Below are 26,660 nucleotides of genomic sequence, written 5' to 3' on the forward strand. Positions count from 1 at the left end.
CAGACCGAGTGAGCTGCGATGCGTCCTTGAGGGCCTTCAGGTCCTTGAAGCTCTCCACGCCCTCCTTGAAGATAGCCTTGGGGTTCATCGCTTCACGAATAGCCGACTTGCCGGGGTACCACCCCTTCGGGGTGTTTTCCATCGCCTCGGCGGCGGCCTTACCGCGCAGGGCGCCACTGCTGCCGCGGTTACCGGCTCGGAAGGCCTCCTGCTTGGCCTTGTGCCATGCCTTCGAACCCCTCTTCAGACCACTGCGGCTGATGTCTGCCGTCTCGGTCCGGACAATGGATGAACGAGCCAGGGACTTGGTCCCGATGCCGCGGCCTTTGCACCGGCCATCGCTCCGCGGCCTTGCTCTTCCAGGCCTCGACGGAGCCGACCGCCTTGATCTCGTCGGCCTGGCGCTTGAGGGAGTCCGCGGTGGCGCGCAGCTTCTTCCCCAGCGCCGCGACGGTGTAGGGGGCGCCCGGTACCGGGTCGGAGGACTCGCCGAGTACTTCCCATTCGTGAACGGGAGGGCGCGCGGTCATCTCTTGCCCGTCCCGGACTTCTTGTGCTTGGCGTCCTCGCCGCGCAGGGCGTCCGCCAGAGACGAGTCGATCTCCTGATACGACTTCCCCGCCTCGGTGGCGATCTTGGCGAGCTTCTCCAGCTCGTCCGTGAGTCGCTCGCGGTGAATCTTCCAGTTCGAGCTGAATTCCCCGAACTTGTCGATGACGGACTGTGAGCCCAGATCCTTCACACCGTAACCGTCGGCCGGATTAGCCGCTTTGGTGAACTCTTTGTGGATCCTGCTCAACGCGGAGCCGAACTCCTTGATGCGCTCGGTGTCCGAGACGATGTCTTTCCCCATGACACTCCCCCCCTCGAGTCGGAAAGCGGTGGGTGCAGCAAGTCCTGTCGGCCAGGACCCGCCCCCCAGTGGTCTCCCCGACCGCGGAGGGAATGGCGCGCCGCGCACCCGGCGCCGCGAACGCGAAGAATAGCGAGTCGCGGAGCCAGGTGCGAGAAGACGCATGCGAGAAAAAGCGCCGGGAGGCGGTCAGCCGCCCTTGACGCCCTTGGCGAGGTCCTCGTCGAGCTGCTCGAACTTGTCGGCAGCGGTCTCGAGGAACTTGGCCATGCCCTCGAGGCCCTCGATTGCCTGCGAGGCGCCCTTCTTGAACTCTTCGAAGGAGGTCTGGAACTCCTTCGAGGACCGCTTGGTCACGTAGCCGTTGCTGACGAGACCGTCGACGTAGTCCTTGAGCTTGTCGAGCTTGTCGTCGATCTTGGTGCGCTCGGTCTTGAGGTGCTTACCGGCACGCCGCATCTCGTCATATGTGACGTCAACGTCCTTGGACATCGTTCAACCCCTTATGTCATGCCCCAGGGCCGACCCCCGTGGCTCCTGTCCAGCGGACGGTGTGAAGATCCGCTGATGTTGCAGCTTAGGGGGAAGTCGCAATCAGCGCAGCCGCGGTTCCCGGGCCCCGATTCGCGCTCCGGGGCGAAGCGTGACAAACGCTCAGCCCGTCTTCGGTCCGTCTTCGGCGGGGCCGGACGAGGCAGATATTGTCGCTGTGTTCCGAGGCCTGCGTTTGTGGGGGAGGCCCCGGTCCCCCCACCTGGAGGATGACTGTGCGCCTGACTCTGACCGTCGTCGACCCGCTCGGTGGCGCCAGTGCCGACGTCGTACTCGATGCCGAGCCCGAGTCCCCGATCCACTCGGTGGCAGGTGAGTTGGCCGGTCATGTCGGTGGGCACGGCGGCGCACAGATCATTCCCATCGGGAGCCAGCGCGGCGCGGCGAGTGGTCCGCCCACGGTGTACGTGGACGGGCATCCGCTGGACCCCGCGGCGACCCTCGCCGGCTCGCCGCTGCGCGACGGCGCCGTCGTCAGCCTCCGTGACCCGGCCGGCTGCATCCCCGGCGAGCCCGTGGGGCTCATCGAGCTGCGGGTCGCGGGAGGCCCCGGCGCCGGCGCCGTGCACCGGCTGGGCGTCGGCCGGTACGACATCGGCCGCGGCGCGGCCTCCTACGTCCGGGTCGACGACCCCGAGCTGGCCGACCGGGCCGTGACGCTCTCGGTGGCGGCGAACGGCACCTGCCAGGTCGCCGTGCACGCCGACAAGGACGGCGCGACGCTCGACGGCGAAGCCCTGGACGGGGACGACTGGCCGCTGGGCGGGCAACTGGCCGTCGGCAACACGCTGCTGGAGATCACCCGCTACACCCCGCCGGACGCGGCCCTGAAGTGGTCCGACGACGGAGCGGGCCTGGACTACAACCGTCCGCCGCGGCTCCGCCCGCCGGACCGCACCACGCACTTCCGGCTGCCCTCGCCCCCGCGGGAGAACGAAGCCCGGCCGCTGCCCTGGCTGATGGCGCTGTCCCCGCTGGTCATGGCCGTCACCATGGCCATGGTCATGGGGCGCTGGTACTACCTGATCATGGCGGTGTTCAGCCCGGTCCTGCTGTTCGCCAACTACTTCATGGACAAGAAGCACGGGCGGAAGTCGCACGCCAAGCTCGTCAAGGAATACCAGGAGCACAAGGAACGCATCGAGAAGGACGCCCGGGACGCCCTCGTCACCGAGCGCCTCGACCGGCGGCACGGCGCGCCCGACCCCGCGACCGTCCTCGGCCTGGGCACCGGCCCCCGCACCCGGCTCTGGGAGCGCCGGCGCACCGACGCGGACCATCTGCAACTGCGCGTCGGTACCGGACAGCTGCCGTCCGCCGTCGTCCTCGACGACCCCGAGCAGGACGAGCACCGGCGCCAGGTCACCTGGCACATCGAGGACGCCCCGGTCTCGCTCTCGCTCGCCGAGTACGGGGTCATCGGCATGGCCGGCCCCGGGGACTCGCCCCAGGCGCTCGCCCGCTGGGCCGTCGCCCAGACCGCGGTCCTGCACAGCCCGCTGGACGTGCAGTTCTACGTGCTCACCGAGGCGTCGGGGCGGCAGAGCTGGGAGTGGACCCGCTGGCTGCCGCACTCCCGCCCCTCCGGCGCCGCCGACGCCAACCTCCTCATCGGCACCGACGCGGAGACCGTCGCGGCCCGCATCGGTGAGCTGACCCAGGTCCTCGACGCCCGCATCAAGGCGGCCAAGGAGAGCCGGGCGCAGGGGACGTCGTTCTCCGACCCGGACATCGTGGTGGTCTGGGACGGCTCGCGCCGGCTCCGTTCCATGCCCGGTGTGGTCCGGCTGCTCCAGGAGGGGCCGGCCGTCGCCATGTACGCGCTCTGCCTCGACGCCGAGGAGCGCTTCCTGCCCGGTGAGTGCAAGGCGTTCGTGATCGCCGAGGAGCCGGCCCGGGACCACCTCACCGACCACGGAGCGGCCGCCGTCGGCGCCGCGGCCGAGCAGGCCGGCGGATTCCCGTCCTTCCAGGCCTGGCACGCCGCGCCGGCCGGGAACACCCCGGGCGCCGGGACCGAGACCGCCGCCCCGGCGCTGCGGCTGCGTGTCGAACAGGCCGGGGAGGCACGTATCCGGGACGTGCGCCCGGACTTCGTCTCCCCTGCCTGGTGCGGCCGGCTGGCCCGCATGATCTCCCCGCTGCGCGACATCAGCGGCGAGACCGAGGACTCCGCGCTGCCCGGTGCCAGCCGGCTGCTGGACGTCATCGAGATGGAGCCGCCGACCGGACCGGCGGTGGCCGCGCGCTGGCGGATGGGCGGCCAGTCGACCATGGCCGTGATCGGCGAGTCGTACGACGGCCCGTTCGGCATCGACATCCGCAAGGACGGGCCGCACGGCCTGATCGCCGGAACCACTGGTTCCGGTAAGTCGGAGCTGCTGCAGACCATCGTGGCCGCGCTGGCGGTCGCCAACACCCCCGAGAACATGACGTTCGTCCTCGTCGACTACAAGGGCGGCTCGGCGTTCAAGGACTGCGTGAAGCTGCCGCACACCGTCGGCATGGTCACCGACCTCGATGCCCACCTGGTCGAACGCGCCCTGGAGTCGCTGGGCGCCGAACTCAAGCGCCGCGAGCACATCCTCGCCGCGGCCGACGCCAAGGACATCGAGGACTACCAGGACCTGGTGCGCCGCGACCCCTCGCACGCGCCCGTCCCGCGGCTCCTCATCGTCATCGACGAGTTCGCCTCCATGGTCCGTGACCTGCCGGACTTCGTCACCGGCCTGGTCAACATCGCCCAGCGAGGCCGTTCGCTCGGCATCCACCTCCTCCTCGCGACCCAGCGCCCCAGCGGCGTCGTGTCGCCGGAGATCCGCGCCAACACCAACCTGCGGATCGCCCTGCGGGTGACCGACGGCGGCGAGTCCGCGGATGTCATCGACTCGCCCGAGGCCGGCAACATCTCCAAGAACACCCCCGGTCGCGCCTACGTCCGCACCGGTGCGGCCTCGCTCATCCCGTTCCAGTCCGGACGGGTCGGAGGCCGCCGTCCCGGCGCCGCGGACCCGGCCGTCGCCGCGCCCTGGGCCGAGCAGCTGGCCTGGGAGGCGCTCGGGCGGGCCCGGCTGAAGAAGCCCGCGTCCGCGGCCCGCGAGGAAGAGGAGATCACCGACCTCAAGGTGCTCGTGGACGCCGTCCGCGAAGCCAACGAACAGCTGGGCATCCCGTCCCAGCACAGCCCCTGGCTCCCGGCCCTCGACGAGACGCTGCTGCTCGACGACATCCCCGCGGTGCAGGGGGCCGGCGCCCTGCCGCCCGCCCCCTACGGCATGGAGGACCTGCCCGCGGACCAGGCGCGGCGCCCCGTCGCGGTGGACTTCGCCACCTTCGGCCACCTGCTGCTCGCGGGAGCGCCCCGGACCGGCCGCTCCCAGGTGCTGCGCACCATCGCCGGTTCGCTGGCCCGCACCCACTCGACCGCCGATGTGCATCTGTACGGCATCGACTGCGGCAACGGCGCGCTCAACGCGCTCACCAAACTCCCGCACTGCGGCGCCGTGGTCGGCCGCAACCAGACCGAGCGGGCGGTGCGCCTGGTCAACCGGCTCATGGCCGAGGCCACCCGCCGCCAGGAGCGCCTCGCCGAACACGGCTATGCGGACATCGGCGAACAGCGCGCCGGCGCCCCCGCCGAGGAGCGACTGCCGCACATCGTGGTGCTCCTCGACCGCTGGGAGGGCTGGCTGCCCACCCTCGGCGAGCTCAACCACGGCGAACTGACCGACCAGCTCATGGTGCTGATGCGGGAGGGCGCGAGCGTCGGCATCCACGTCGTCATCACCGGTGACCGCCAGCTGCTCGTCGGCCGGATCAGCTCGCTGACCGAGGACAAGTACGGTCTGCGCCTCGCCGACCGATCCGACTTCTCGATGCTCGGCATCAACCACCGGAAGGTGCCCGAGGAGTTCCCGCCGGGCCGCGCCTTCCGGAACGAGACGGCGACCGAGACCCAGTTCGCCCTGCTGTCCGAGGACGCGACCGGCCAGGGGCAGGCGGCCGCGCTGACCGCCATCGGCGAGACCGCGATCGCGCGCGACGCGGCCGTGCCCCGGGCCCAGCGCCCGTTCCGCGTCGACGTGCTGCCCAGCCGGATCTCCTTCGAGGAGGCCTGGGGGCTGCGGGACCAGGAGGCCGCCCGGTCGAACCTGTGGAGCCTGGTGGGCATCGGCGGCGACGAACTCATGGGCTTCGGCCCCGACCTCGGTCAGGGCACCCCGACGTTCGTCATCGCCGGCCCGGCGAAGTCCGGCCGCAGCACGGTCCTGATGAACATGGCGCGCTCCTACCTGGCCCGCGGCGTACGCCTGGTCGTGGCGGCACCGCGGCCGTCCCCGCTCCGGGAACTGGCCGGCCACGACGGGGTGCTCCAGGTCTTCACCGACGACGACATCGAGACGGACGACTTCACCGAGGCCATCAGCACGGCCTCCCCGGAACAGCCGGTGGTGGTGCTGATCGACGACGGCGAGATGCTCGACGACTGCGACGCGGAAGGCGAACTCAAGCGGCTCGTCCAGCGCGGCAACGAACGCGGCCTCGCCCTGGTCATCGCCGGTGACGAGGAGGACGTCTGCTCCGGCTTCAGCGGCTGGCAGGTCGACATGAAGAAGGGCCGCCGCGGTGTGCTGCTCTCCCCGCAGGACTCCTCGAGCGGCGAACTGATCGGCGTCCGCATCACCCGCAGCAACGTCGGCGACCCGGTCACCCCGGGCCGGGGGCTGATGCACCTGGGGAGCGGGGAGTTCTTCGCGGTGACGTTGCCGTTGTAGGGGTGGTGGCGGCCTGTGGGGGCTGAGGTCCTCACAGGCCGTGCCGGGGCTTCTGCAGCGGGGTACGGGCTCGGTGGACAGCGTGACGTGCACTCTTAGCAGTGAATGCGTCGACTGGCGGACGGAGCCCGAGGGGGTCCTGCGGGCCGTTCCGGTCTCCCTGGCCCGTGGGGCTCGATGGTTCGGCTGGTCCATTTGCGACGGTGGGGCACGGCTCTTCTGACCCAGGAGAGGTCGGGGTGGAGCCCCCGCATCCGGAAGGACTCGGAGTGCGGAGGGGAAAGTGCGACTCAGCGGTTGATCGCCTGAAACTCTTGGACGGTGACCGGCGTCGTGGTTCCGAAGGTGCCATCGGGTAGCTCGTCGCCAGTGCCTCCCGAGCCCTTCCAGGAAATCTTCCATGTCAGGGTGGCCTTGAGGTCGTGCGCCTGAGAGTTCTGAGTCGAGCGCAGATAGGTGACTCCGCAAGGGGGATCCTGCGACCCCTTGCCCTTGGTGTAGGGAGTTCCGATGGTTCCGTCGTCATTGAGCGGGCAGTCGCCCGACTTGGGAAAGACTTCGGCGTCGGTCGTTCCCGGATCGATGTGCAGACTCACAGGTGTGGCCGTGGTAGTGGCCCACAGTCCCGTTCCAGGAAGTGATGCGGTGACCTTGATCGGCTTGAATTTTGCCCTGTCCAGCCATATCCAAGTGGGGACGTTGACGGTCTGCTTGCCGTCAGGGTTCATGTCGATCTGAGTGTCCGGCACACGGACCGAGTCGTATGCGTACTCCGCAAGGACTTTGGAGGAAATTGCCTCGGGTGCGTCAGGAGTCTTTCCGTTGGGAACCCAGAACATCAACTTCATGCAGTCCTCCCATCCCCATTCATCCTCACGGTTGGGGTTGATGACGCCCCGCCACCACATCCCTTTTCCTTGCTGAGCGATATTGTAGTTGTCGTACGGGCTCTCCTCGGACTTCTTTCCGTAGTGTTCCTCGAACAGGTCCGAGTTCCATTGCAGGTACGTAGCGACTGGAGCGAGACTCTCCTTCTTCTTGAGATTCTCGACACTGGCCTTGAATTGCTTCGGAGAGGCGACTGGTTCGTACCAGCAAACCGGCGGAGTCCAATTCGGGTCAACGGAACTGATGTTCCCCTTGCCGGGCGACGCACTTCCGCCGGACGTAGTGATCTTGACTCGTGTCTGCTTCACGGAGGCACCCAGCTCGTCTCCGCTGCCCGACCCGGAGGATTCTCCCGAACCGCCGTCGTCACCGTACCCGGCATATGCCGGGTTGACCGGGAGGAGCGCGAGAGCGGTGGCAGATGCCAGGGAAGCCGCGGCGAGCTTCAGATACCGGTTCATGGCTTGCAGGATCCTTCCATGGTCATCACAGCCGTGGTCTGCCAGACTCCCTGCCGGTCCTTCTCGAGTTTTGTCTTGTAGAGAACGTAGTCGTCACTCGAAGCCGGCTCCTTGTTGACCTTCTTTGTTTTGAGGTCCTTGGAGTAGCCCTTGCTCTGGTCGGCGCAGTAGTCGAGCTGAGCCGAACCGTCCTTGCGTACGCTCGCCTGCGGGTTGTAAAAACGAGCGGACCCGGTCAGGGTCAGGTTCTTCTTGACGAAGCCCTTGATCCACTGCTGCCCCGTCAAGAGGCCGCTGCCGCGGGAGTAGAAGGGAACGTACGAAGCTTCGGGGTTTCCCTCCATGATGGCGGCGTGGAGAGAGCGGACGCGCTCCTTGCCGTCCTGCAGGACTGCCTGGGTCCTTGCGTCGCTGGAAGTCCAACCGACGAAAGACATCTCGAAGCTCTTGGGGATCTTGATGTCCGGACGGCGAACGGAATTCGTCGATTCTGGGGTCGGCTCGCCTGATGGCTTGTCGTTCTGTTGGGCGCCTGCGATCTTGTCGTCGTTCTCGGGCTCATCCTTGCTGGCCCCGCAGGCGGTCAGTAGCAGTGCAGCGCCTGCGGAGAGCGCGGTTGCAGTGAGCAGGAGGGGGCGGGGCACGGGTGTCAACTCCATTACAAAGAAGGGTGCTTAGGTCGGCAGAACGCTACTCGGACTCTCTCGGCTGTGCTTGTCCGGTGGTGTCATCGAGCATCCCGAAGGTCCTGTGAGGTGGGGGTGTCGACTCACCTCGGGTGTCTGGATCCTGGATGCCCATCGATGATGACATGGACGCGAAGAGTGATCCCGAGTCATGCTTTGCGTGTGGATTGCGGGGTGTTCGCCCGAAGTTCACGATCACTGACAGGCTTTGAGGTGCTTATCGGCTGCTGATACGGTGCGATGACTTGACAGCTTCATGCCAGCGACGTATTCGCGCGGGTGGGGCTGGTTTGGCGCGAATGCCCGAAATTGAAGACGACGTGCGGGGAGTTGTGGCGTGAAGGTCCAGGAGCGGACGGCGGCGGGGGGCCACAGGGCTTCGGGGGCTGGTCAGCCAATGGGGGACAGGCTTCCCTCTGCGCCTCGTGAGCGTAAGCCCGCGCTTGCCGCTCTCGCAGTTCTTCTCATCCTCGTCGGTGCGCTCGGGGCGACGGTCCTCGTGCTGCGAGCCGGGGAACGTATAGAAGTTGTGAAGATTACGCGTGATGTTCCGGCAGGTAAGCCGGTGCCGGAGTCCGCGATGGCTTCCGTGATGGTCGCCGAGGATTCCGGCGTGCAATACGTGAAGTGGGAAGAGCGCGATCTTGCTCGCACGAAATACCGTGCCGCCACCGATCTCACCAAGGGTTCCCTGCTCGTCGGTTCGATGCTGTCGGACGACTCCGGCGTTCCCGCGGGCAAGGTCGTCGTCGGACTCTCCCTCAAGGCCGGGCAGTTCCCCAAGGGGCTGAAGAACGGGGACACCGTGTCCGCGTACCGCGTCGGCACTGAGACGTCCGCCTCCAAGCCCTCCTCCGGTTCGGCGGGTTCCGCCGGCTCCGCCGGTACCCCCCTGGCGCAGAACGCCAAGGTGGACGACGTCACCGCCGCCACCGGTGAGACCATCAGCAGCTCGGACCTGCCCGTCTCCCTCCTCGTCAACCAGGACGAGGCCGAGGCGCTGGCACAGGCGGCCGCCGGCGGTCAGGTCGCGGTCGTGCTCGTGCCCAAGAACGCCGGTTGATGCCGGACTCGTTGGCCCTGCGATCCACGCGGGTCTCCCAGGGCAGGTAGGGACGTAAAGGAATATGGCGCTCATCGCTCTCGCCGCGGACAAGGGTTCGCCCGGCGTCACCACCACGGCTGTCGCACTCTCCGCCGTCTGGCCGCGCCGTGTGCTGCTGGCCGAGGCCGACCCGGCAGGCGGGGATCTGGTCTACCGCAGCGCGGCCGCGCACGGCGGTCCGCTCGACCCCAACATCGGCATGCTCTCCATCGCGGCCACCGCACGTCGCGGACTCGCCGCGGAACAGCTCTGGGACCACGCCCAGCCGATGTCCGGCGGCCTCGACGTCGTCGTCGGTCTCGGCAACGCGGAGCAGGCCGTCGGCCTCGCCGGCCTCTGGCCCACGCTCGGCAGGGCCTTCAACGGCCTCGCCGAGACGGCCCAGCAGCCGGCCGACGTCATCGCCGACTGCGGCCGCATCGGCCCCGACGCGGCTGTCTCCGAGATGCTCTCGCAGGCCGCGCTGGTCCTGCTGCTCTCCCGTACCGAACCCGAGCACCTCGCCCGGGTCCGGGACCGGGCCGCCGCGCTCTCGGCCAAGCTGCACGGTGCGCAGCGCGGGGCCGCGCAGCTCGGGCTGCCGCTGATCGGTGTGCTGCTCATCGCGGACCCCGGCAACACGCGGCTTCCCGGGCAGGTCAACGACATGCTCGTCGCCTCGCAGACCGGTGCGCGGGTCGTCGGTGTGATCGCCGAGGACGCCGTCGGCGCGGGGCAGCTGTCGGGCCGCAAGCGCGGCCGGGTGGAGAAGTCCCTGCTGATCCGCTCCGCCCGCAAGGTCGTCGGCGATCTGCACCAGCAGTTCGGTTCCGCGTGGGCCGGGCCGGCGATGCCGGGCACCGGAGCCGTGCAGTGAGTGGCGGCACCCTGGGCGGAGGACACACCCTGGGGGGCTCTCCCGGGCAGCCGGCCCACAGCGTCGTCGACCACTCCCTCGTCAAGCGGTTCCGGCAGGAGGCCGGTGACCGGATCGCGGAACAGCGCCGTCTGGACCAGACGTCCGGCGTCGCCCCGATGTCCACCGAGGACGAACGGCAGTACGCCCGCGCGGTCATAGCCCAGATCCTCGAGGAGTACGCCCGGGCCGAGATCAACGCGGGCCGGTCGCCGCTGGACGCCGAGACCGAGGAGGCGTACGCGGCGGCCGTGCACGCGGCGCTGTTCGGCGTCGGCCGGCTCCAGCCGCTGCTCGACGACCCCGAGGTCGAGAACATCGACATCAACGGCTGCGACCACGTCTTCGTCGGATACGCAGACGGCCGTGAGGTGCAGGGCGACGCCGTCGCCGAGACCGATGAGGAACTCGTCGAGCTCATCCAGGTCCTCGGCGCCTACTCGGGTCTGTCGTCCCGCCCCTTCGACTCGGCCAACCCCCAGCTCGACCTGCGGCTCCCCGACGGCTCGCGGCTCTCCGCGGTCATGGAGGTCACCCGCCGCCCGGCGCTGTCCATCCGGCGGGCCAGGATGGGCAAGGTCTTCATGGCCGACCTGGTGGGCAACGGGACCATCTCGCCGGAGGTCGCCAACTTCCTGGCCTGCGCCGTGCGCGCCCGCAAGAACATCATGATCGCGGGGGCCACCAACGCCGGCAAGACCACCCTGCTGCGGGCCCTCGCCAACGAGATCCCGCCGCACGAGCGCCTGATCACCGTGGAACGCGCCCTGGAGCTCGGGCTGGACCAGTTCTCCGAACTGCACCCCAACGTGGTGGCGTTCGAGGAGCGGCTGCCCAACTCCGAGGGACTGGGCTCGATCAGCATGGCCGAGCTCGTGCGCCGTTCGCTGCGCATGAACCCCTCGCGGGTCATCGTCGGTGAGGTCCTCGGCGACGAGATCGTCACCATGCTCAACGCGATGTCGCAGGGCAACGACGGCTCCCTGTCCACGATCCACGCGAACAGCTCCAGCGAGGTGTTCAGCCGCATTTCCACCTACGCGCTCCAGGCCAGTGAGCGGCTGCCCATCGAGGCCAGCCAGATGCTCATCGCCGGAGCCATCAACTTCGTCGTCTTCATCGAGCGCCGCAACAACTTCCACAGCGGCGGGCGGCTGAGCCGCACCGTGACCTCGGTCCGCGAGGTCAACGGTGTCGACGGCCGCGTGCTGTCCAGCGAGGTGTTCGCCGAGATGCCCGACGGGCGGGTCGTGCCGCACGCTCCCATCGCCTGTCTCGATGAACTGACCGTCCACGGCTACCGGCCGTCCGGGACCTGGGGGTGACCACGGCCGTATGAACGGAATCTCTGCCCTGGGCGGCATCTTCTCGCTGCCCGTGCTGTACGCACTGCTGTCCGGCGTCGTCGTGGGAGGCGGCGTGGCGCTGCTGATCGTGGCGGTGCGCGGGCTGCCCGCCAAGCCCGAACACGAGAAGGCGAAGGCGAGCGAGCGGGCGGCGGAACTGGCGCGCTTCGCCAGCCGCCGCGGTTCGCTCGCCGCCGGTGTCGGCCTGGTCGTCCTGCTGCTCACCCGCTGGGCGGTCGCGGGCCTCGCCGCCGGCGTCCTGGTCTTCGTCTGGGACCGGCTGTTCGGCGGCGCCAAGGAGGAACGGTCCGCCATGCGCCGGGTCGAGGCGCTCGCCGCCTGGACCGAGTCGCTGCGCGACACCATCGCCGGCGCCGTCGGCCTGGAACAGGCCATCCCCGCCTCCGCGCGCGCCGCGACGCCCGCCCTGCGTCCCCACCTCGACGCCCTGGTGGACCGGCTGCGGGCGCGTACGCCGCTGCCCGACGCCCTCCAGCACCTCGCCGACGAGATCGACGACGCCTCCGCGGACATCATCATCGCGGCCCTGATGCTCAACGCCCGGCTGCGCGGGCCCGGTCTGCGCGAGGTGCTCGGCGCGCTCGCCAAGTCGGCCCGTGAGGAGGTCGACATGCGCCAGCGCGTCATGGCGCAGCGCTCCAGCACCCGGCGCAGTGTGCAGATCGTCGTCGGCGTCAGCGTGGCGTTCGTGCTCGGTCTGTCGATCTTCAACCCGCAGTTCGTCGAGCCCTACGGTTCGCCGGTCGGTCAGCTGGTGCTGGCCGGGGTGTGCGGGCTGTTCGCGATGGGCTTCTGGTGGCTGCGCAAGCTGTCCAGCATCGACACCCCGGCCCGCTTCCTGACCCGGGACCAGCCGGCGGTGACGTTCGTACGTCCGCGTTCCGAGCAGGAGGAGGTGGCGTCGCGATGACGACGACAGTGCTGATCGGAGCGGTCTTCGGACTCGGCGTCTACATCCTGGTGCGGGCCCTGGTCCCCACCCGGCGCAGCTCCCTGTCCACCCTCGCGGAGATCGACCGGATGCGGGCGCGCGGCGTCTCGCACAGCGCGCAGAACGCCACCGCGGACTCCGGCCGGCTGGGCGGGCTCCGCTCCGACGTGGGCCGCAGGGTCGCGGACTTCTACCTCCAGCAGGGGTGGGAACAGCGGTCGCTGCGCGCGGACCTGGCGGTGCTCGATCGCAGCTGGGAGTCGTTCCTGGCGACGAAGGTGCTGCTCGCCGCGGCGGGGCTGTTCTTCGGCCCGCTGCTCTTCGCCGTCGCCTGGGTGCTCGGGGTCGGCAGCAGCCCGATCGTCCCGGTCTGGCTGGCGCTGCTCTTCGCTGGCATCTTCTTCATGCTCCCGGACCTGGAGGTCCGGCGGGACGCGGCGGACAAGCGCCGGGACCTCCGCCGGGTCATCGGCGCGTATCTGGACCTGGTGTCGATGAACCTGGCCGGCGGCCGGGGCCTCCCGGAGGCCCTGATGGCGGCGGCCGAGATCAGTGACGGCTGGGCGCTGCGACGGGTGCGCAACTGCCTGTCGGACGCCCGGATCACCGGTACGAGCCAGTGGCAGGCGCTCGGACGGCTCGGCGAGGAGCTGGGCGTGGAAGAGCTCAAGGACCTCTCGTCGTCGCTGGCGCTCGTGGCCGACGACGGCGCGAAGGTGCGGGAATCCCTGGCCTCCCGGGCCGAGACCATGCGGCACCGGGAGATGGCGGAGATCGAGGGCAGCGCTGGCGAGAAGTCGCAGTCGATGCTGGTCGCGCAGCTTCTGCTGTGCGCGGGCTTCCTGGTCTTCCTGATCTTCCCGGCGGCGATGCGCGTGTTCCAGGTCTGACCCTTCTCCCCAACCCCACTCATTCGAGAGGACACCAACCATGAACTTCGGATCCCGGATCAGCCACCCGGCTGTCGACTTCCTGCTGACCTTCCTCCAGGGCCGCATCCAGCGCGCCCGCTCCGGCGAGCTCGACCGCGGCGCCTCCGCCGTCGAGTGGGTGATCATCTCGGCGGTCGTGGTGGCGATCGTCGGCGTGGTCGCCGGTCTCATCAACGCCGCGCTGAAGGACGGCGCGAAGAAGGTCGGCGACTGCATCGAGGGCGCCAAGGCCACCGGAACCTGCTGACGGGCCGGTCCACCGGCCGACGAACTTCCACGGGGACGCACAGCATGAGACGTACGAACGTCGCACCCGGCCGCGGATCGCTGCCGGGCGGCACCGCGCTGCGCCGGGGCGTGCGACGCCGGCTGGACGCCGCGCGCGGCGACAGCGGTTCCGGCGACCGCCGGGGGCGTACGGGCCGCGATCGGGGCATGACCGCGATCGAGTTCGTGCTGTTGACGCCCGTCCTGTTCTTCATGATCTTCGCTTCGGTGCAGTTCGCGCTGTACTTCTTCGCGGATCATGTCGCTCAGGCGGCGGCGCAGGCGGGCGCGCGCGAGGCGCGCGCCGAGGCGGACGAGAACCCGGGCGGCTGGCGTGGCAAGGCGACGTCCAAGGCGCAGGGCTACATCGACCAGCTCGGGCCGCAGCTCCTCACCTCACCGGCCGTGAAGGCCGTGCAGTCCGAGCAGAACATGGTGGGCGTGGAGATCGAGGCGGACGTGCCGTCGGTCTTCCCCGGGCTGAACCTGACGGTCCACGCGCAGTCGCAGGGACCGGTCGAGCGCTTCGTGGAAGAGGAGGGCTGATGACGCGGGAGCACGCCGCGGCACAGCCGCGGGACGCGGTCCGGTTCCCCGGGCGCACCGGGGACACCGGTGCGCGCCGCGGGAGTTCGGTGGGCCGGGACGCCGGCCTGTCCACGGTCGAGGTGGTCATCCTGGCGCCGGTGATGATCCTGTTCATCCTGGTGCTCGTCGCCTTCGGGCAGTTGGTCGACGGGCGTGGCGCGGTCGACGGCGCGGCCCGCGACGCGGCCCGCGCCGGCTCGATCCAGAAGGACTCCGGGCTGGCGATGTCCGAGGCGCGGAAGGCGGCGGAGTCGGACCTCGCCGATGTGTGCGCCGGCGGCGTGACGGTGCGGAAGACGAGCGCCGGTTTCAAGCCGGGCGGATTCTTCACCGTCGAGGTCAGCTGCCAGGTCCGCGGGCTGGACATGCTCGGCCTGGACATTCCCACCCAGCTGACCGGCACCTCCACTTCGCCGCTCGACCGTTTCCGGAGGGCGGCATGAGAGAGCCGACGGCGCTGCGCGCACGCTGCCGGGCCCGGTACGCGGGACGGCTGGACGACCGGGGCTCCGGCGCTGGCGCAGTGATCATCTTCGCGGTGCTGTTCCTGGCGCTGGCCGGCTTCGTCATCGACGGCGGGCTGTCCATCTCGCAGCGCGAGCGCGCGGCCGACATCGCGGAACAGGCCGCCCGGTACGCGGCCAACGACATCGACATCGAGGCCGTCCGGGAGAACCGCGGCGGGGCCGCACCCATCAACTACGCCAACTGCGGTCAGCGGGTGCGCGAGTTCGCGCAGGAGGCGGGGCTCAGCGGCCCGGACGCCGCGCGGGCCCGGTGCACCGGGGGCGATGTGGACTTCGTCGAGGTCGACATCCAGCTGACGTACCGGCCGATTCTCACGGGTCTGTTCTACGACCGTGAGATCACCGTGCACGGCGAGTCCCGGGCCGAGATCCGCACGGGCTGACCCCACGGTCCGGCATCACTCCTCCCCCCACACCGTTCAGAAAACGGAGGTTCTCCCCTCACATGATCGAACGCATCGCTCCCACGGGCGTCGGCGTGGCCCTCGCGGTCGCGACGGCGCTGCTGCTCACCGGCTGCAGCAGTGAGGAATCCAAGGGCTCGGGGAAGATCGAGGGTGCCGGGCAGGGGGCGAGCGAGCCCGCTCCCTCGCACTCGACGGACCAGCGCCGGGTGTCCACGGCCGGTTTCGACCTGCCGAAGGACGTCACGGTGGCCGTCGAGGCGGACACCACGGGCGACAAGGCGAAGGACGCCGTCCTCGAGGGGCACGCCAAGACCCTCATGGGACGGCTGGAGTACCTCACCGGCCGGGACCCGAAGTCCCCGGCCATCGGCCGCTACGTCGACGACACCGCCCGCCCGCCGCTGGTGGACCAGGCGGAGCAGGCCGACGCGCGGAATGAGACGGTCACCGGCACCTTCCGTTATTACCAGCGGAAGGTGACGTCGGTCCGGAAGGACATCGCACAGGTCACCTACTGCGAGGACCAGTCGAAGGCCTTCAGCAGGAACGTCGGGACGGGCAAGGTCAAGAGGACCGAGCCGAGTGCCCAGGACTACATCGCGTACACCGAGGCGTTGCAGAGGACGGGCGGAAGCTGGCGCGTCCTCACCTCGAAGTCGGAACGGGGAGCTGCCGCATGCCAGTGAAGCATCCGAATCACCTGCATCACCTGAATCACCGGAATCGCCTGGCCGGGATACCGGTCGCCGCCGCGCTGGTGCTCGGCCTCGCGGCCCCGGCCTACGCCGGCACCGGATACACCCAGGGCGGCAGCGGTACCGAGCAGAGCGGCTCCTCCGACCAGGGCAGCGGCACGATCGCGGCCGGGGTGAAGGTCCGTACGAACCTCAAGGCGAAGGCGGGGACGTCGCCGGTCACCCCCGCCGACACGAACTGGACCCCGCCGCTGTGCTGGACCCAGCCCAAGTTCTCCGGCAAGGAGTACAAGGCGGACAGCAAGAAGACCGCCCTCCGCGACCCGAAGACGGGCAAGCCGCTGCCCGGCTGGGACAAGGGCAAGGACTTCCACGAGAACGACAAGGGCGCCTGGTGGTACCGGACCTACGACCGGGACCAGATCATGAGCGGCGACCCGGACACCCCGAAGCGGATGGAGGCCTGCGCAGGCCTCCCCGGAATCGTCTGGGTGCCGGAGGGCGACCCCAAGCCCCAGAAGGCCATTTCGCCGGAGATCCTCTCCGGGATCGCGTTCAAGGCCATGAAGCTGCCGGCCGCGCCGGTGAAGCTGAGCCCGGCGGCGAACCGGCAGATCGTGAACCTCGACACCAAGGTGAAGTTCGACGCGCCCCTCGACCGGGTCTGGGTCACCGCGACCTTCGACGACTTCGGCGTGAACGTGGCCGCCACCACGGTGGCCACCCCGGTCGCCCTGAAGATCGACGCCGGCACGGAGTTCGCCGACCCGCAGTCCTGCACCTACGACCTGCGCAAGGACGGTGACGGCTACGAGGTCGACTCGGGCGACAAGGGCTGCAACGTCACCTACCGCAAGTCCTCGGGCGACGGCACCTACCCGCTGAAGGCGCAGATCACCTGGAAGGTCACCTGGACCGACTCGGCGGACCCGGACGGACCGGCACAGCAGCCGGCCCTGCCGGACGGTCTGTCGACGTTCGAACAGGACGTGACCGTCAAGGAGATCCAGGCCATCAACCGCTGACCGGCGGCGCACCACGGCACCGCACACACCGGTCACGGGAGACCTCCCGTCCTTCGACACCCCCGGGCCCGCTGACTAGGCTCGGGGGGTCGGTACTTCCCACCACCCAGGCGACCCGCAAAGGCATAGGACATCCGCCATGGCGCGCACAGCCCGCACCGGCCCCACCTCGACCCCCCAGCCGAGGCCCCTTCCCCGAGGCCGCCGGACCGCCGGTGACTTCGTCAAGGCCTTCCTCGCGTTCATCGCGCTGGCCGGGCTCGTCGTCGGCGTTCCGGCGGCGCTCGCGTCCTTCGTCGGCTGGCCGCTGCCGAACGAGATGCCCTCTCTCGCCACCCTCCAGCAAGAGATCACCACGACGGTCTTCATCAAGGTCCTGACGGTGGTCGTCTGGGTGGCATGGGCGCAGTTCACGGCCTGTGTGCTCGTCGAGGCCAAGGCCGAGCTGTCCGGGGTCGGCGTCCCCACCCGCATTCCGGGCGCCGGCCCCAGCCAGCTGCTCGCCCGGCAGCTCGTCGCCGCGCTGCTGCTCGTCGGCGCGACCGCCGCGAGCTTCACGCCCGGCCTCTCCCAGCTCGGCCAGACCTACGAGGACAACCACCGGCCGACGGTGGCCGCCGCCGCGCAGCAGACCCCCGGCGACCTCGCCGTCCAGGCCACCCAGCAGGCCGCGGAGCGGATCGCGAAGGAGGCCGAGCAGACCGAGGCCAAGGGGGGCCAGTCGGCCGAGCAGGGCACGAAGTTCTACCGCATCCAGCCGCCCGAGGGCCGCCACCACGACTCGCTCTGGGAGATAGCGCAGCGCCACCTCGACGACGGGCGCCGCTACCACGAGATCTACGAGCTCAACAAGGACCGGCTGCAGCCCGACGGTTCGCAGCTCTCCCAGGCCAGCCTGATCCGCCCCGGCTGGATCATGGAGATGCCCGCGGACGCCCACGGCGGCGAACTCGTGGAGATGCCCGACGCATCGCCGAAGGTCTCCGAGGACGTGCGCGAGCAGATCAGCGACTACACCAAGTCCAGCCCGACCGCGCAGCAGGACGGCGCGGGGCAGCAGGGCGGTTCCGGACACCAGGGCGGTGCCGCAGAGCAGGGCGGTTCGGGGCAGCAGGGCGGTTCGGGGCAGCAGGGCGGCGGCCTCGACGCGGCCGGCGACCAGATCACCCAGCCCATCTCCGTCGTCCCCCAGGCACCCGACGGTTCCGTCGAGCGCCCGGCCGAGACCGGACCGGCGCCCGCCGCCGAACAGGCCACGCCCGCACAGGAGTCGTCCTCCTTCGGCCTCTCCGACGCCCTCATGGGCGCTCCGCTGCTCGCCGCCGGTCTGCTCGGGGCACTCGGCCGCCGTCGCCGCGCCGCCCTCTGGCAGTCGGCGATGCGCGCGGTCGGCGGCCGCACCCCGGACCTGATGACGCCCACCGGCGCCGCCGCGGACGTCCAGGACGCGCTGTTCGTCGGCGCCGACCCGGACGCCGTCCGCGACCTCGACCGGGCCCTGCGCGGCCTCGCCGCCGCCCTCGGCGCGGAGAACCGCACCCTGCCCACGGTCTACGCCGCCTGGCTCACCGACAGCGAACTGCACCTCCAGCTCGCCCACCCCGCCGGGCAGCCGCCCGCGCCGTGGCAGCTCGGTCAGGACCAGACGTTCTGGCGCATCCTGCGCTCCGACATCGACGGGGCGGAGGCCGACGGCGCCGCCCCGTACCCGGGGCTGGTCAGCCTCGGCTCCTTCGACGACGCGCGCCTGATGCTCAACCTGGAGGCCGTGCCGGGCATCGTCTCGCTGTCCGGTGCCGTCGCGGACCGTACGGCCGTCCTGGCGTCCGTCGCCGCCGAACTCGCCACCAACGGCTGGTCGGACCGGCTGACCGTGACCCTCGTCGGCTTCGGCGAGGAGCTCGGAGCCCTGGCCCCGACCCGCATCCGGCACCTCGAGAACACCGCCGCGCTGCTGGAGACCATGGGCGCCGAGACCGACCAGCGGCGCCGCGCCCTCGGCAACGCGGGCCACGACTCGGTCCTCACCGGCCGCACCGGACCGGCCCGGCACACCCAGTGGGCACCGCACCTGGTGCTGCTCGCCGAGCAGCCGGGCGAGGAGGAGGCGGCACAGATCGCCGAACTCGCCTCCGACTCCGGCCGGCTGGGCATCGGCTACCTGGTGGGAGCCGGGTCCACCGGCCTGCCGGGCGCCACCTGGGAACTGGAGATCACCTCCGACGGCCGGCTGCTGGCCCCGCTGCTCGGCCTGGAACTCCAGGCGCAGCAGCTGCCGCAGGAGCTGCACGCGGCGGTCGTCGAGCTGTTCACCGACGCCGACCCGGCACCCGAGGGCCAGGAGCGGGAGCCCGACCGGGCCCGCATGCCGTTCATGGTGGACATCAGCGAGCACGGCCGCCCCGCCGTCTACGCCCGCCTGGTCGGCCCGTACGAGGTGATGGGCCTCGACGACCCCGATGGCGAACGCAGCCCGCTGCTGCACGAGGCGCTCGCCATGCTGCTGCTGCACCGGGAGGGCGTGCACCCGCGCGTCCTGGCGTCGGCGCTGTGGCCGCGCGGCGCCACCGAGGACGTCCGCGACTCCCTCATCGAGCGGCTGCGCGGCTGGCTCGGCAACGACCCGGACGGCACCCCCCGGCTGGCCACGGACGACACCGGACGGCTCACGCTCGCCCAGTCCGTCGTCTCCGACCTGGACGTGCTGCGCACCCTCCACCACGAGGCGACCGCGGGAAGCGGTTCGCGGCGGGCCTCCGTGCGGGAACGGCTGCTCACCGACGCCCTCGCGCTGGTCCGGGGCCCGCTCCTGGCGGACCGGCCGGCGGGCCGCTACGGCTGGCTCTCCCACGAGATCATCGACGCCCGGCTGCCGCTGCTCGTCGCGGACGTGGCGCTCGCGCTCTCCGAACACCACCTGGGCGCCGAGCACCCGGAGAAGGCGATCGAGGCCCTCAACACCGCGCTGCCGTCGGCACCGTCGGACGAGCGGCTGTGGAACGAGCAGCTCCGGGCGGCCCACGCCACCGGTGACCCGGCCCTGCTGGAGTCCACCGTGGAGTCCCTGATCGCCCACAACAACGCCCTGAGCGGCGGTGCGCGGGGCCTGCCGCCGCGCACCGAGGCCCTGCTCGACGAACTGCTGCCGTCCTGGCGCGGCACGGAGGCGGCCACCGGCTGACACCGTGCCGCCCGGCGCGGAACACCACAGAACACGGCTGGGGCCGGAGTCCGTACAGGACTCCGGCCCCAGCCGCTGTGTGGGCACCCGGCGCGGAACCCCCCACCGCGCCGGGCCACCCCCTCGGCGAATCCGCCGACAGTGCGGCGGAGCCGGTCCGGCGGATCCGCAGTCCGGGCCGCCAACCGGTCCGAGCCGGGGACCAGTTCGGACCGCCACTAGGCACCGACCGCCACTTGGCCCCGACCGTCACTCGGCCCGGACCGTCACCCGGCAGGACCGCCGCGGCCGCCGGACGGACAGCGGCGTCGCCCGGGCCCGGCGGCCACCGGCTGTGCGGTGGCCGCCGGGCCGGACCGTTCTACTGGATGGTCCAGCCGACCCGGCCGACGCCGCTGCTGTAGAAGGCGCAGACCCCCTGCGACTCCGAGTACTGCCCCGGAGCCAGGGTCACCCACTGACCGGAGACGTCCGGGGCCCGCCCGCAGACGATCTCCGCGCGGAAGGTGACCGGGTGGTCGGTGTTGTTGGTGCAGCCCGCGATGCCGTGGTCGGGGTTGTTGGCGTGGGTCCAGCCGTCGCAGTCCACCCCGCCCGGGGTGGCGGACTCAGCCGCCTGTGCCACCGGCGCGGTGAGCCCGAAGGCGACAGCGGACAGGGTGGCGGCGATGCCGACGGCGAAAGTGTTCCTCGTGAAGCGCACGATGTGCCCCCGTAGTACTGGTCGTTCGGTATCCGACCCGGCCACCCCTCGCGGTGCCCGGTGATGACCAGTCAAGGACACCGGCACGCGGACGGGAACCTCACAGATCCGAGGGTGGCGCTCCCGGAGGTGGCGCGCCGCCCTCGCGACGCGCCGGCGCCGTGCCCCGCCCCGTGCCCGGTCAGCCCTTGCTGACCGCCGCCAGGATCTCCGGGAGCCGCCCCGACACCCGGGGTGCCGCGAGCCGCAGTCCGAGCGTCACCAGCGTCAGCCCGTACGCCGCGCCCAGTGGCAGGACGAGCCACAGCCAGGCGTGCGCGCCGGCCAGATGCAGCCAGATCGTCAGCCCCAGCACCGGCGCGCCCAGGACCAGCCCCGCCAGCAGCCCGGCGGCGAAACTGAGCCAGGCCAGCCCCGCTTGCCCCGGCGCAACATTCTTGTAGCCGCTGTCCTGCGGAATCGAGTACGGGAAGAGGGCCGAGGCCAGCGCGCCCGTCCCCACCAGGGAGCCCAGCAGCGTCAGCGAGAGGCCCAGTACCTCCGGCAGCGCCGACCACTGACCGGCGAAGGCCGCTGTCCCCACCGTCACCAGCAGCACGAACGGCAGTCCCACGACTCCCAGCGCCATCGCCCGGCCACGGAGCTCCAGCAGGGCGTCGCGGCGAGAGGCGATCGTCTGCGCCACCATCCAGAACGCCGAGGTGTCCTGCCCGAACTGGTTGCCCATCTGCAGGCCCAGCAGGCCCGCCGCCCAGCACGCCGTGTACACACTGGCGTTGCCCTGCAGCGCCGAGATGAACGGGAGCAGCAGTCCCATCCCGAGCGATGTCGCCCAGGAGGCACGCGACTTGGGGTCACGCCAGGAGTACCGCAGCGTGCGCAGCATGACCGTTCCGGTACGGCCTGCCGGCAACAGCCCCGCCAGCCCCGCGCTCCGGCCCTCCTTCTGCTGCTCCTGCGTCACCGCCTGCAGCGTCGAGCCGTCGGGCGCGGTCATCAGGTGCACCAGGCTCCGCTGCCACCACCGCAGCAGCAGCACCAGCACCACGGCGTTCGCCAGCAACTGGGCCAGACACTGGCCGTACGCGCCGTCCCCGGCGGCCCGGACCGCGTCCAGCGCCGACGCCGGAGGCAGCCAGCGCAGCACCTCGGAGGCCGGCTCCAGCACCTTCAGCCCGTCGGGCTCGGCCAGCTTCTGCGCCCCCAGATTGACGAACTGCAGCCCGATCGCGATGAACAGGCCGCTCAGCAGCGCCATGTCGCGCCCCTTGCGGCTGGTCAGCAGCCGGATGTTGGCGGCCGCGACCGCGCGCGACAGCGCCACGCACACCAGCACCACCAGCGCCGCCGCCGGCACTCCGGCCACCACCCCCGCCGCGCCGTCCGCCACGGCGATCACGGAGCCGATGACGAGTGTCAGGGTGAACAGCGGGCCTATGCCGATCAACGAGCTGACCAGCAGCGCCCTGACGAGCGGCCGGGGCCGCAGCGGCAGCATCACCAGCCGCGTCGGGTCCAGCGTCTCGTCACCGCCCGGGAACCACAGCGGCATCGCCGCCCACGCCAGCGCCAGCAGCGCCACGACGACGATGGTGAGCGCCGCGGCGTGCGCGTTGCCGCGCAGTGCGATCAGCCCGAGCAGCTGCAGTGCCGCGAACAGCAGCGTCACCACGACGGACGCCACATACACGACCCGGCGGCCGGACGACTGGCGCAGACCGTTGCGCAGCAGCGACAGCTTCAGCCGGACGAAGACCGGGGTGAGGGCGGGGGCTACGGGCGTCGCCGACGCCGTGCCGGCGCTCACCGGGCGCCGCCGAGCCACTCCAGATCCTGCCCCGACGCCCCGGCGTGCGCACCGACCAGCTCGAGGAAGGCGGCCTGCAGCGAGGGAGCGTCGCCGCGCACCTCCGCCAGCGTCCCCCGGGCCCGGATCCGGCCCGCCGCCATCACCGCCACCCAGTCGCAGAGGCTCTCCACCAGCTCCATCACATGGCTGGAGAACACCACGGTGGCGCCCGACGCGGTGTAGCGCTCCAGCACGCCGCGGATGGTCTGGGCGGACACCGGGTCCACGCCCTCGAACGGCTCGTCCAGGAAGAGCACCCGGGGGTTGTGCAGCAGCGCCGACGCCAGCCCGATCTTCTTCCGCATGCCGGTCGAGTAGTCGACGACGAGCTTGTGCTGTGAGCCGGCGAGATCCAGCACGTCCAGCAACTGGGCGGCGCGCCGGTCCACTTCCTCACCGGGCAGCCCCCGCAGCCGCCCGGTGTAGGCCAGCAGCTCCCGGCCGGAGAGCCGCTCGAAGAGGCGCAGCCCCTCCGGCAGCACGCCGATCCGCGACTTCACCGCGACCGGGTCCTGCCACACGTCGTGACCGTCGATCTCGACCCGGCCGGAGTCCGGCCGCAGCAGACCGGTCACCATCGACAGCGTGGTGGTCTTGCCCGCGCCGTTCGGGCCGACGAGGCCCACGAACTGTCCGGCGGGCAGCTCCAGGTCGATCCCCGCCACGGCGACCTGCTCCCCGAAGCGCTTCCACAGGCCCTGGACGCGCACCGCGGGCGGCTGCACGGCCCCCGCGGCTCCGGCGCGGTCTTCGGTACGAGCGTCCGCAGGCGCTTCCGCCAGGGCGGGCGCGGTGGTCTCGGCGGCGGGCCTGTCGGCCCGCTCCCGGGCTGCGGTGTCCGCCGCCCGGTCCTTCTCGTCTCGTTCCACTGACACAGTGGTGCCTCTCGACGTCCCCGTGGGAGCGCCCTGCGCCCCCCCATCCGTCGAACACGATACGGGCGAAGGGGACGGGCCGCGGCACCCTGTGGATAACTACCCGCGGCCCGTGCGGCGCCCTGCAGGGCCCGCCGATCGGCCGGGCGGCACCGCACCCGGCACAGGAGCACGGACTCCGGTGGCTCAGGACGCCGGAACGTCGACGCCGGGACGCCGGAGCGCCCTGCGGCGGGTGCCCCCAGGACGTCGGGCGGCTCGGCTCAGTGGCCGCGCGACTCGGCGGCCTCCCGCCCGCAGGCGTACACCAGCGGACTGATCAGTTCTGCCACGTCGGGCAGCCACCGGTTCGTGGCCGTCGGTCGCCGGGCCCACTGCGCGGCGCCCCGCGAGCCGATGCGCGTCGGCGGTGCCACCACGCAGTCGTCCTCCCCGCGGGCCACCAGATCCAGACTCTGCGGCGGCATGCCCAGCCGCCTCACCAGGTCCGGCACCTTGGGCGCCGCCCCGGCCAGTACGAGGAACAGCATGCGGCGGTCCGGGGTGCAGATGATCGGCCCCAGTGGCACGGCCATCCGCTCCATCCGGGCCAGTGCCAGGCACCCGGCCGCCTCCGACACGTCCAGGACGTCGAACGTCCGCCCCGTCGGCAGCAGGATCGCAGCCCGCGGCTGCTTCCCCCACAGCCGCCGGGCCACCGACGCGCTGCCCGTCGCCTGCGCCGCCCAGTCGGTGCGGGCCGGGTGCGCCCCCGGAGCGGGGCAGTCCGGTGCGGCGCACGAGCAGCGCTCGGCACCATCGTCGGCGGGCTCCAGCCAGGTGCCCGGGAGCACGTCCCAGTGGCGCTCCTCCACGTATCGCACGGCGGTGTCGAGCAGGGCGTCCCCGCGCTGCTGAGGGATATGAGGGACATCGGTTCCGGTCACTCCAATGGTCTCTTCCACACGCAGCACAACTCCCCCTCCCCGCAAGGGTTACGGGCCACACGGGCGTGCCCGAGGCGCATCGTTTTGGCATCCGGGGCGCATGGGCGCATCGGCGGGGGCGCGCGGAAGAAGGGGTGTGGGGGCGGGGTAGTGCATACGCGGCGGGGTGTGCGCGGTGGTGTGCCGGTGGTGAGTCCGGCGCTGTGGCGTGTGTGCGGCGGCCGATGTGCGCGGCGACGGCCCACCGCGGCGGCGCGTGCGGGGCACGGGCGCGCTCATCGGGCAGCGGACACCGGGCGTGCGCGCCGATTCCCGCGCGACGGTCCGCGCCGTGCGCGAGGGCGGTCGGGAGCAGTGGCGGTGGCGCCGCGTGCGGCGGGGCGTCCGGGCGCGGCGGTGTGCGGTGTGCGCGTGGCGGTGCGCGGCGGCTGGGACGCCGCGGTCCCCGGGGCGCGCAGTTTTCTTCCGGAAATCTCGCCGAATCGCCTTGCAAGACGATGAACAGCAGAAATAGCACGAATTCCCAGGATTCGGACTGGGCAGAGAACAGGGGCGTCGACCAAGGGGGTAGTGCCATGGCCGCCAGGCCGCTTGTAGCGCGTCAGCCCAACGAACGGTTGCAGGCGCTCATTCAGGAAGCTGCCTGCTCCAACGCGGGTCTGGCCCGCAGGGTCAACATGTGCGGTGCCGAGCACGGTCTCGACCTGCGCTACGACAAGACGTCGGTCGCCCGCTGGCTGCGCGGGCAGCAGCCGCGCGGCCGCGCCCCCGGGATCATCGCGGAGGCGCTGGGGCGGAAGCTCGGCCGGACCGTCACCATCGACGAGATCGGGATGGCGAACGGCAAGAACCTCGCCTCCGGCGTGGGCCTGCAGTTCGCCCCGACCGTGCTGGGCGCCATCGAGCAGGTCTGCGAGCTGTGGCGCAGCGACGTCGGCCGGCGCGACTTCCTGAGCGGGGCGACGGTCGCCGCCTCGGCCCTGGTCGAGCCGAGCCGCGACTGGCTGATCACCGGTGTCGACACACAGGTCGCGCGCACCGCCGGGGCCCGGGTCGGGCTCGCCGATGTGGACGCCGTGCGGGCCATGACCGAGGCCCTCGTCGAACTCGACCACCGGTTCGGCAGCGGCCGGGTCCGCCCCGTGGTCGTCCACTACCTCAACAGCGTGGTGTCCGGGCTCCTCGGCGGCTCCTACCGGGAGTCCGTCGGCCGTGAACTCTTCGCCGCCGTCGCCCGGTTGACCGAACTCGCCGGCTACATGGCCGTGGACACCGGCCAGCCCGGTCTGGCACAGCGGTACTACATCCAGGCCCTGCGACTGGCCCAGGCGGCGGGCGACCGTGGCTACGGCGGATATGTGCTCGCCGCCGGAATGAGCCACCTCGCCGCGTCCCTCGGCAACCCGCGGGAGATCGCGCAACTCGCCCGGGCAGCCCAGGAGGGGGCGCGGGGGCGGGTCACGCCGCGTGCGGAGGCGATGTTCTACGCCGCGGAGGCGCGGGGGCACGCGCTGCTGGGGGACGGGCGCGCCTTCCAGGTCGTGGCGGGGCAGGCGCTCGCCGCGATGGAGCGGGCGGGGGAGGTGGAGAAGGACGTGTCCGGTGCGGCCGAGGGGTCGGCCTCGGGGGACGACCCGGCGTGGATCGCCCACTTCGACCACGCCTATCTCGCCGACGAACTGGCCCACTGCCACCGGGACCTGGGGCAGGCGGAGCCGGCGCAGCGGCGCGCGGAGGAGGCGCTGAGCGGGCACCCGGAGTCGAGGGTGCGGCGGCGGGCGATCGATCTGGTGCTGCTGGCGTCGGCGCAGGTGCAGCTGCGGGAGGTCGAGCAGGCGTGCCACACGGGTACGCAGGCGCTGGATCTGCTGGCCGGTCTGCGGTCGAACCGGGGGGCGGAGTATCTGGAGGACCTGCAGCAGCGGCTGGAGCCGTTCCGGCATGAGGCGGTGGTGCGGGAGTTCGGGGCGCGGTTGGATGCGCAGGGGCAGGCGGCGTGATCGCCATGCGGCGTGCGCTGGGGGTTCTTGCGGTTCGTTTGTGCGGGCCTCGCTTGTTGGGTGCGGGTGTGTGGTGGGTTTCGGGGGTGGGGGGGGCGGGGGGGGGGGGGGGGGGGGCGGAATTTTAATGGGCCGGGGGGGGGCCCCAAAAAAACCCGGGGCGCCGCCCCCC

Annotated in this window: 22 protein-coding genes; 14 read left to right on the top strand and 8 right to left on the bottom strand. The window is 71.2% G+C overall.

The window, feature by feature from the left end:
• Positions 1 to 526: 526 nt before the first annotated feature.
• Positions 527 to 853, bottom strand: coding sequence for a hypothetical protein (locus tag ACFYYR_RS16980; RefSeq protein WP_388853144.1), 327 nt, complete (start codon positions 851 to 853; stop codon positions 527 to 529).
• Between the two features lie 189 nt (positions 854 to 1,042).
• Entirely contained in the window at positions 1,043 to 1,345 is a 303-nt protein-coding gene (locus tag ACFYYR_RS16985) for a WXG100 family type VII secretion target (protein WP_388853147.1), read from the bottom strand.
• A gap of 275 nt (positions 1,346 to 1,620) precedes the next feature.
• Here ACFYYR_RS16985 and ACFYYR_RS16990 point away from each other — a divergent pair, with 275 nt between their 5' ends.
• Entirely contained in the window at positions 1,621 to 6,180 is a 4,560-nt protein-coding gene (locus ACFYYR_RS16990; RefSeq protein ID WP_388853150.1) for an FtsK/SpoIIIE domain-containing protein, read from the top strand.
• A 290-nt stretch (positions 6,181 to 6,470) separates the two neighbouring features.
• On the opposite strand, the gene ACFYYR_RS16995 is transcribed toward ACFYYR_RS16990, so the two are convergent.
• Positions 6,471 to 7,529, bottom strand: coding sequence for a hypothetical protein (locus tag ACFYYR_RS16995; protein WP_388853153.1), 1,059 nt, complete (start codon positions 7,527 to 7,529; stop codon positions 6,471 to 6,473).
• The gene (locus ACFYYR_RS17000) at positions 7,526 to 8,188 is read right to left on the bottom strand and encodes a hypothetical protein (RefSeq protein ID WP_388853156.1); all 663 of its coding nucleotides are present in this window, start codon (positions 8,186 to 8,188) and stop codon (positions 7,526 to 7,528) included. The genes ACFYYR_RS16995 and ACFYYR_RS17000 overlap by 4 nt, the downstream gene beginning before the upstream one ends.
• A 607-nt stretch (positions 8,189 to 8,795) precedes the next feature.
• Here ACFYYR_RS17000 and ACFYYR_RS17005 point away from each other — a divergent pair.
• The 12 genes from ACFYYR_RS17005 to ACFYYR_RS17060 all read left to right on the top strand — a co-directional run bounded on the left by ACFYYR_RS17005 (position 8,796) and on the right by ACFYYR_RS17060 (position 20,135).
• The gene (locus ACFYYR_RS17005) at positions 8,796 to 9,278 is read left to right on the top strand and encodes a hypothetical protein (RefSeq protein ID WP_388853159.1); all 483 of its coding nucleotides are present in this window, start codon (positions 8,796 to 8,798) and stop codon (positions 9,276 to 9,278) included.
• Between the two features lie 64 nt (positions 9,279 to 9,342).
• Positions 9,343 to 10,176 carry a hypothetical protein gene (locus tag ACFYYR_RS17010; protein WP_388853161.1) on the top strand — a complete coding sequence of 278 codons (834 nt, stop codon included), beginning with the start codon at positions 9,343 to 9,345 and terminating at the stop codon, positions 10,174 to 10,176.
• A 29-nt stretch (positions 10,177 to 10,205) separates the two neighbouring features.
• Positions 10,206 to 11,540 carry a CpaF family protein gene (locus ACFYYR_RS17015; protein ID WP_388853563.1) on the top strand — a complete coding sequence of 445 codons (1,335 nt, stop codon included), beginning with the start codon at positions 10,206 to 10,208 and terminating at the stop codon, positions 11,538 to 11,540.
• Positions 11,541 to 11,550: 10 nt separating this feature from the next.
• Positions 11,551 to 12,492 (top strand): type II secretion system F family protein, encoded by a 942-nt coding sequence (locus ACFYYR_RS17020; RefSeq protein WP_388853164.1) that lies wholly within the window; start codon positions 11,551 to 11,553, stop codon positions 12,490 to 12,492.
• Entirely contained in the window at positions 12,489 to 13,403 is a 915-nt protein-coding gene (locus tag ACFYYR_RS17025; protein WP_388853167.1) for a type II secretion system F family protein, read from the top strand. The genes ACFYYR_RS17020 and ACFYYR_RS17025 overlap by 4 nt, the downstream gene beginning before the upstream one ends.
• 40 nt (positions 13,404 to 13,443) lie before the next feature.
• Entirely contained in the window at positions 13,444 to 13,692 is a 249-nt protein-coding gene (locus tag ACFYYR_RS17030; RefSeq protein ID WP_351513963.1) for a hypothetical protein, read from the top strand.
• Between the two features lie 44 nt (positions 13,693 to 13,736).
• Complete coding sequence (locus tag ACFYYR_RS17035; protein ID WP_388853170.1) at positions 13,737 to 14,258, top strand: TadE family protein; 522 nt, start codon at positions 13,737 to 13,739, stop codon at positions 14,256 to 14,258.
• Complete coding sequence (locus ACFYYR_RS17040) at positions 14,258 to 14,743, top strand: TadE/TadG family type IV pilus assembly protein (RefSeq protein ID WP_388853173.1); 486 nt, start codon at positions 14,258 to 14,260, stop codon at positions 14,741 to 14,743. The genes ACFYYR_RS17035 and ACFYYR_RS17040 overlap by 1 nt, the downstream gene beginning before the upstream one ends.
• On the top strand, positions 14,740 to 15,210 hold the full coding sequence (locus ACFYYR_RS17045) for a Tad domain-containing protein (RefSeq protein ID WP_388853176.1): 471 nt from the start codon (positions 14,740 to 14,742) through the stop codon (positions 15,208 to 15,210). Before ACFYYR_RS17040 ends, ACFYYR_RS17045 begins: the two co-directional genes overlap by 4 nt.
• A gap of 62 nt (positions 15,211 to 15,272) precedes the next feature.
• Positions 15,273 to 15,920 carry a hypothetical protein gene (locus ACFYYR_RS17050; protein ID WP_388853179.1) on the top strand — a complete coding sequence of 216 codons (648 nt, stop codon included), beginning with the start codon at positions 15,273 to 15,275 and terminating at the stop codon, positions 15,918 to 15,920.
• Positions 15,911 to 16,954: a hypothetical protein gene (locus tag ACFYYR_RS17055; protein ID WP_388853182.1), complete on the top strand. Its 1,044-nt coding sequence runs from the start codon at positions 15,911 to 15,913 to the stop codon at positions 16,952 to 16,954. Before ACFYYR_RS17050 ends, ACFYYR_RS17055 begins: the two co-directional genes overlap by 10 nt.
• 139 nt (positions 16,955 to 17,093) lie before the next feature.
• Positions 17,094 to 20,135: a BTAD domain-containing putative transcriptional regulator gene (locus ACFYYR_RS17060; protein ID WP_388853185.1), complete on the top strand. Its 3,042-nt coding sequence runs from the start codon at positions 17,094 to 17,096 to the stop codon at positions 20,133 to 20,135.
• A gap of 361 nt (positions 20,136 to 20,496) precedes the next feature.
• On the opposite strand, the gene ACFYYR_RS17065 is transcribed toward ACFYYR_RS17060, so the two are convergent.
• The 4 genes from ACFYYR_RS17065 to ACFYYR_RS17080 form a co-directional block, all read right to left on the bottom strand.
• Positions 20,497 to 20,838: a hypothetical protein gene (locus tag ACFYYR_RS17065; RefSeq protein WP_388853187.1), complete on the bottom strand. Its 342-nt coding sequence runs from the start codon at positions 20,836 to 20,838 to the stop codon at positions 20,497 to 20,499.
• 181 nt (positions 20,839 to 21,019) lie between these two features.
• The gene (locus ACFYYR_RS17070; protein WP_388853190.1) at positions 21,020 to 22,645 is read right to left on the bottom strand and encodes a transporter; all 1,626 of its coding nucleotides are present in this window, start codon (positions 22,643 to 22,645) and stop codon (positions 21,020 to 21,022) included.
• Positions 22,642 to 23,469: an ABC transporter ATP-binding protein gene (locus ACFYYR_RS17075; protein WP_388853566.1), complete on the bottom strand. Its 828-nt coding sequence runs from the start codon at positions 23,467 to 23,469 to the stop codon at positions 22,642 to 22,644. Before ACFYYR_RS17075 ends, ACFYYR_RS17070 begins: the two co-directional genes overlap by 4 nt.
• A 356-nt stretch (positions 23,470 to 23,825) precedes the next feature.
• Positions 23,826 to 24,506, bottom strand: a complete 681-nt coding sequence (locus ACFYYR_RS17080; protein ID WP_388853193.1) for a bifunctional DNA primase/polymerase — start codon at positions 24,504 to 24,506, stop codon at positions 23,826 to 23,828.
• Positions 24,507 to 25,063: 557 nt separating this feature from the next.
• Between ACFYYR_RS17080 and ACFYYR_RS17085 the strand changes: the two genes are divergently transcribed.
• Entirely contained in the window at positions 25,064 to 26,488 is a 1,425-nt protein-coding gene (locus tag ACFYYR_RS17085) for a transcriptional regulator (protein WP_388853196.1), read from the top strand.
• Positions 26,489 to 26,660: the final 172 nt, after the last annotated feature.

The sequence above is a fragment of the Streptomyces sp. NPDC001922 genome, from assembly GCF_042891165.1.
GTDB lineage: Bacteria > Actinomycetota > Actinomycetes > Streptomycetales > Streptomycetaceae > Streptomyces.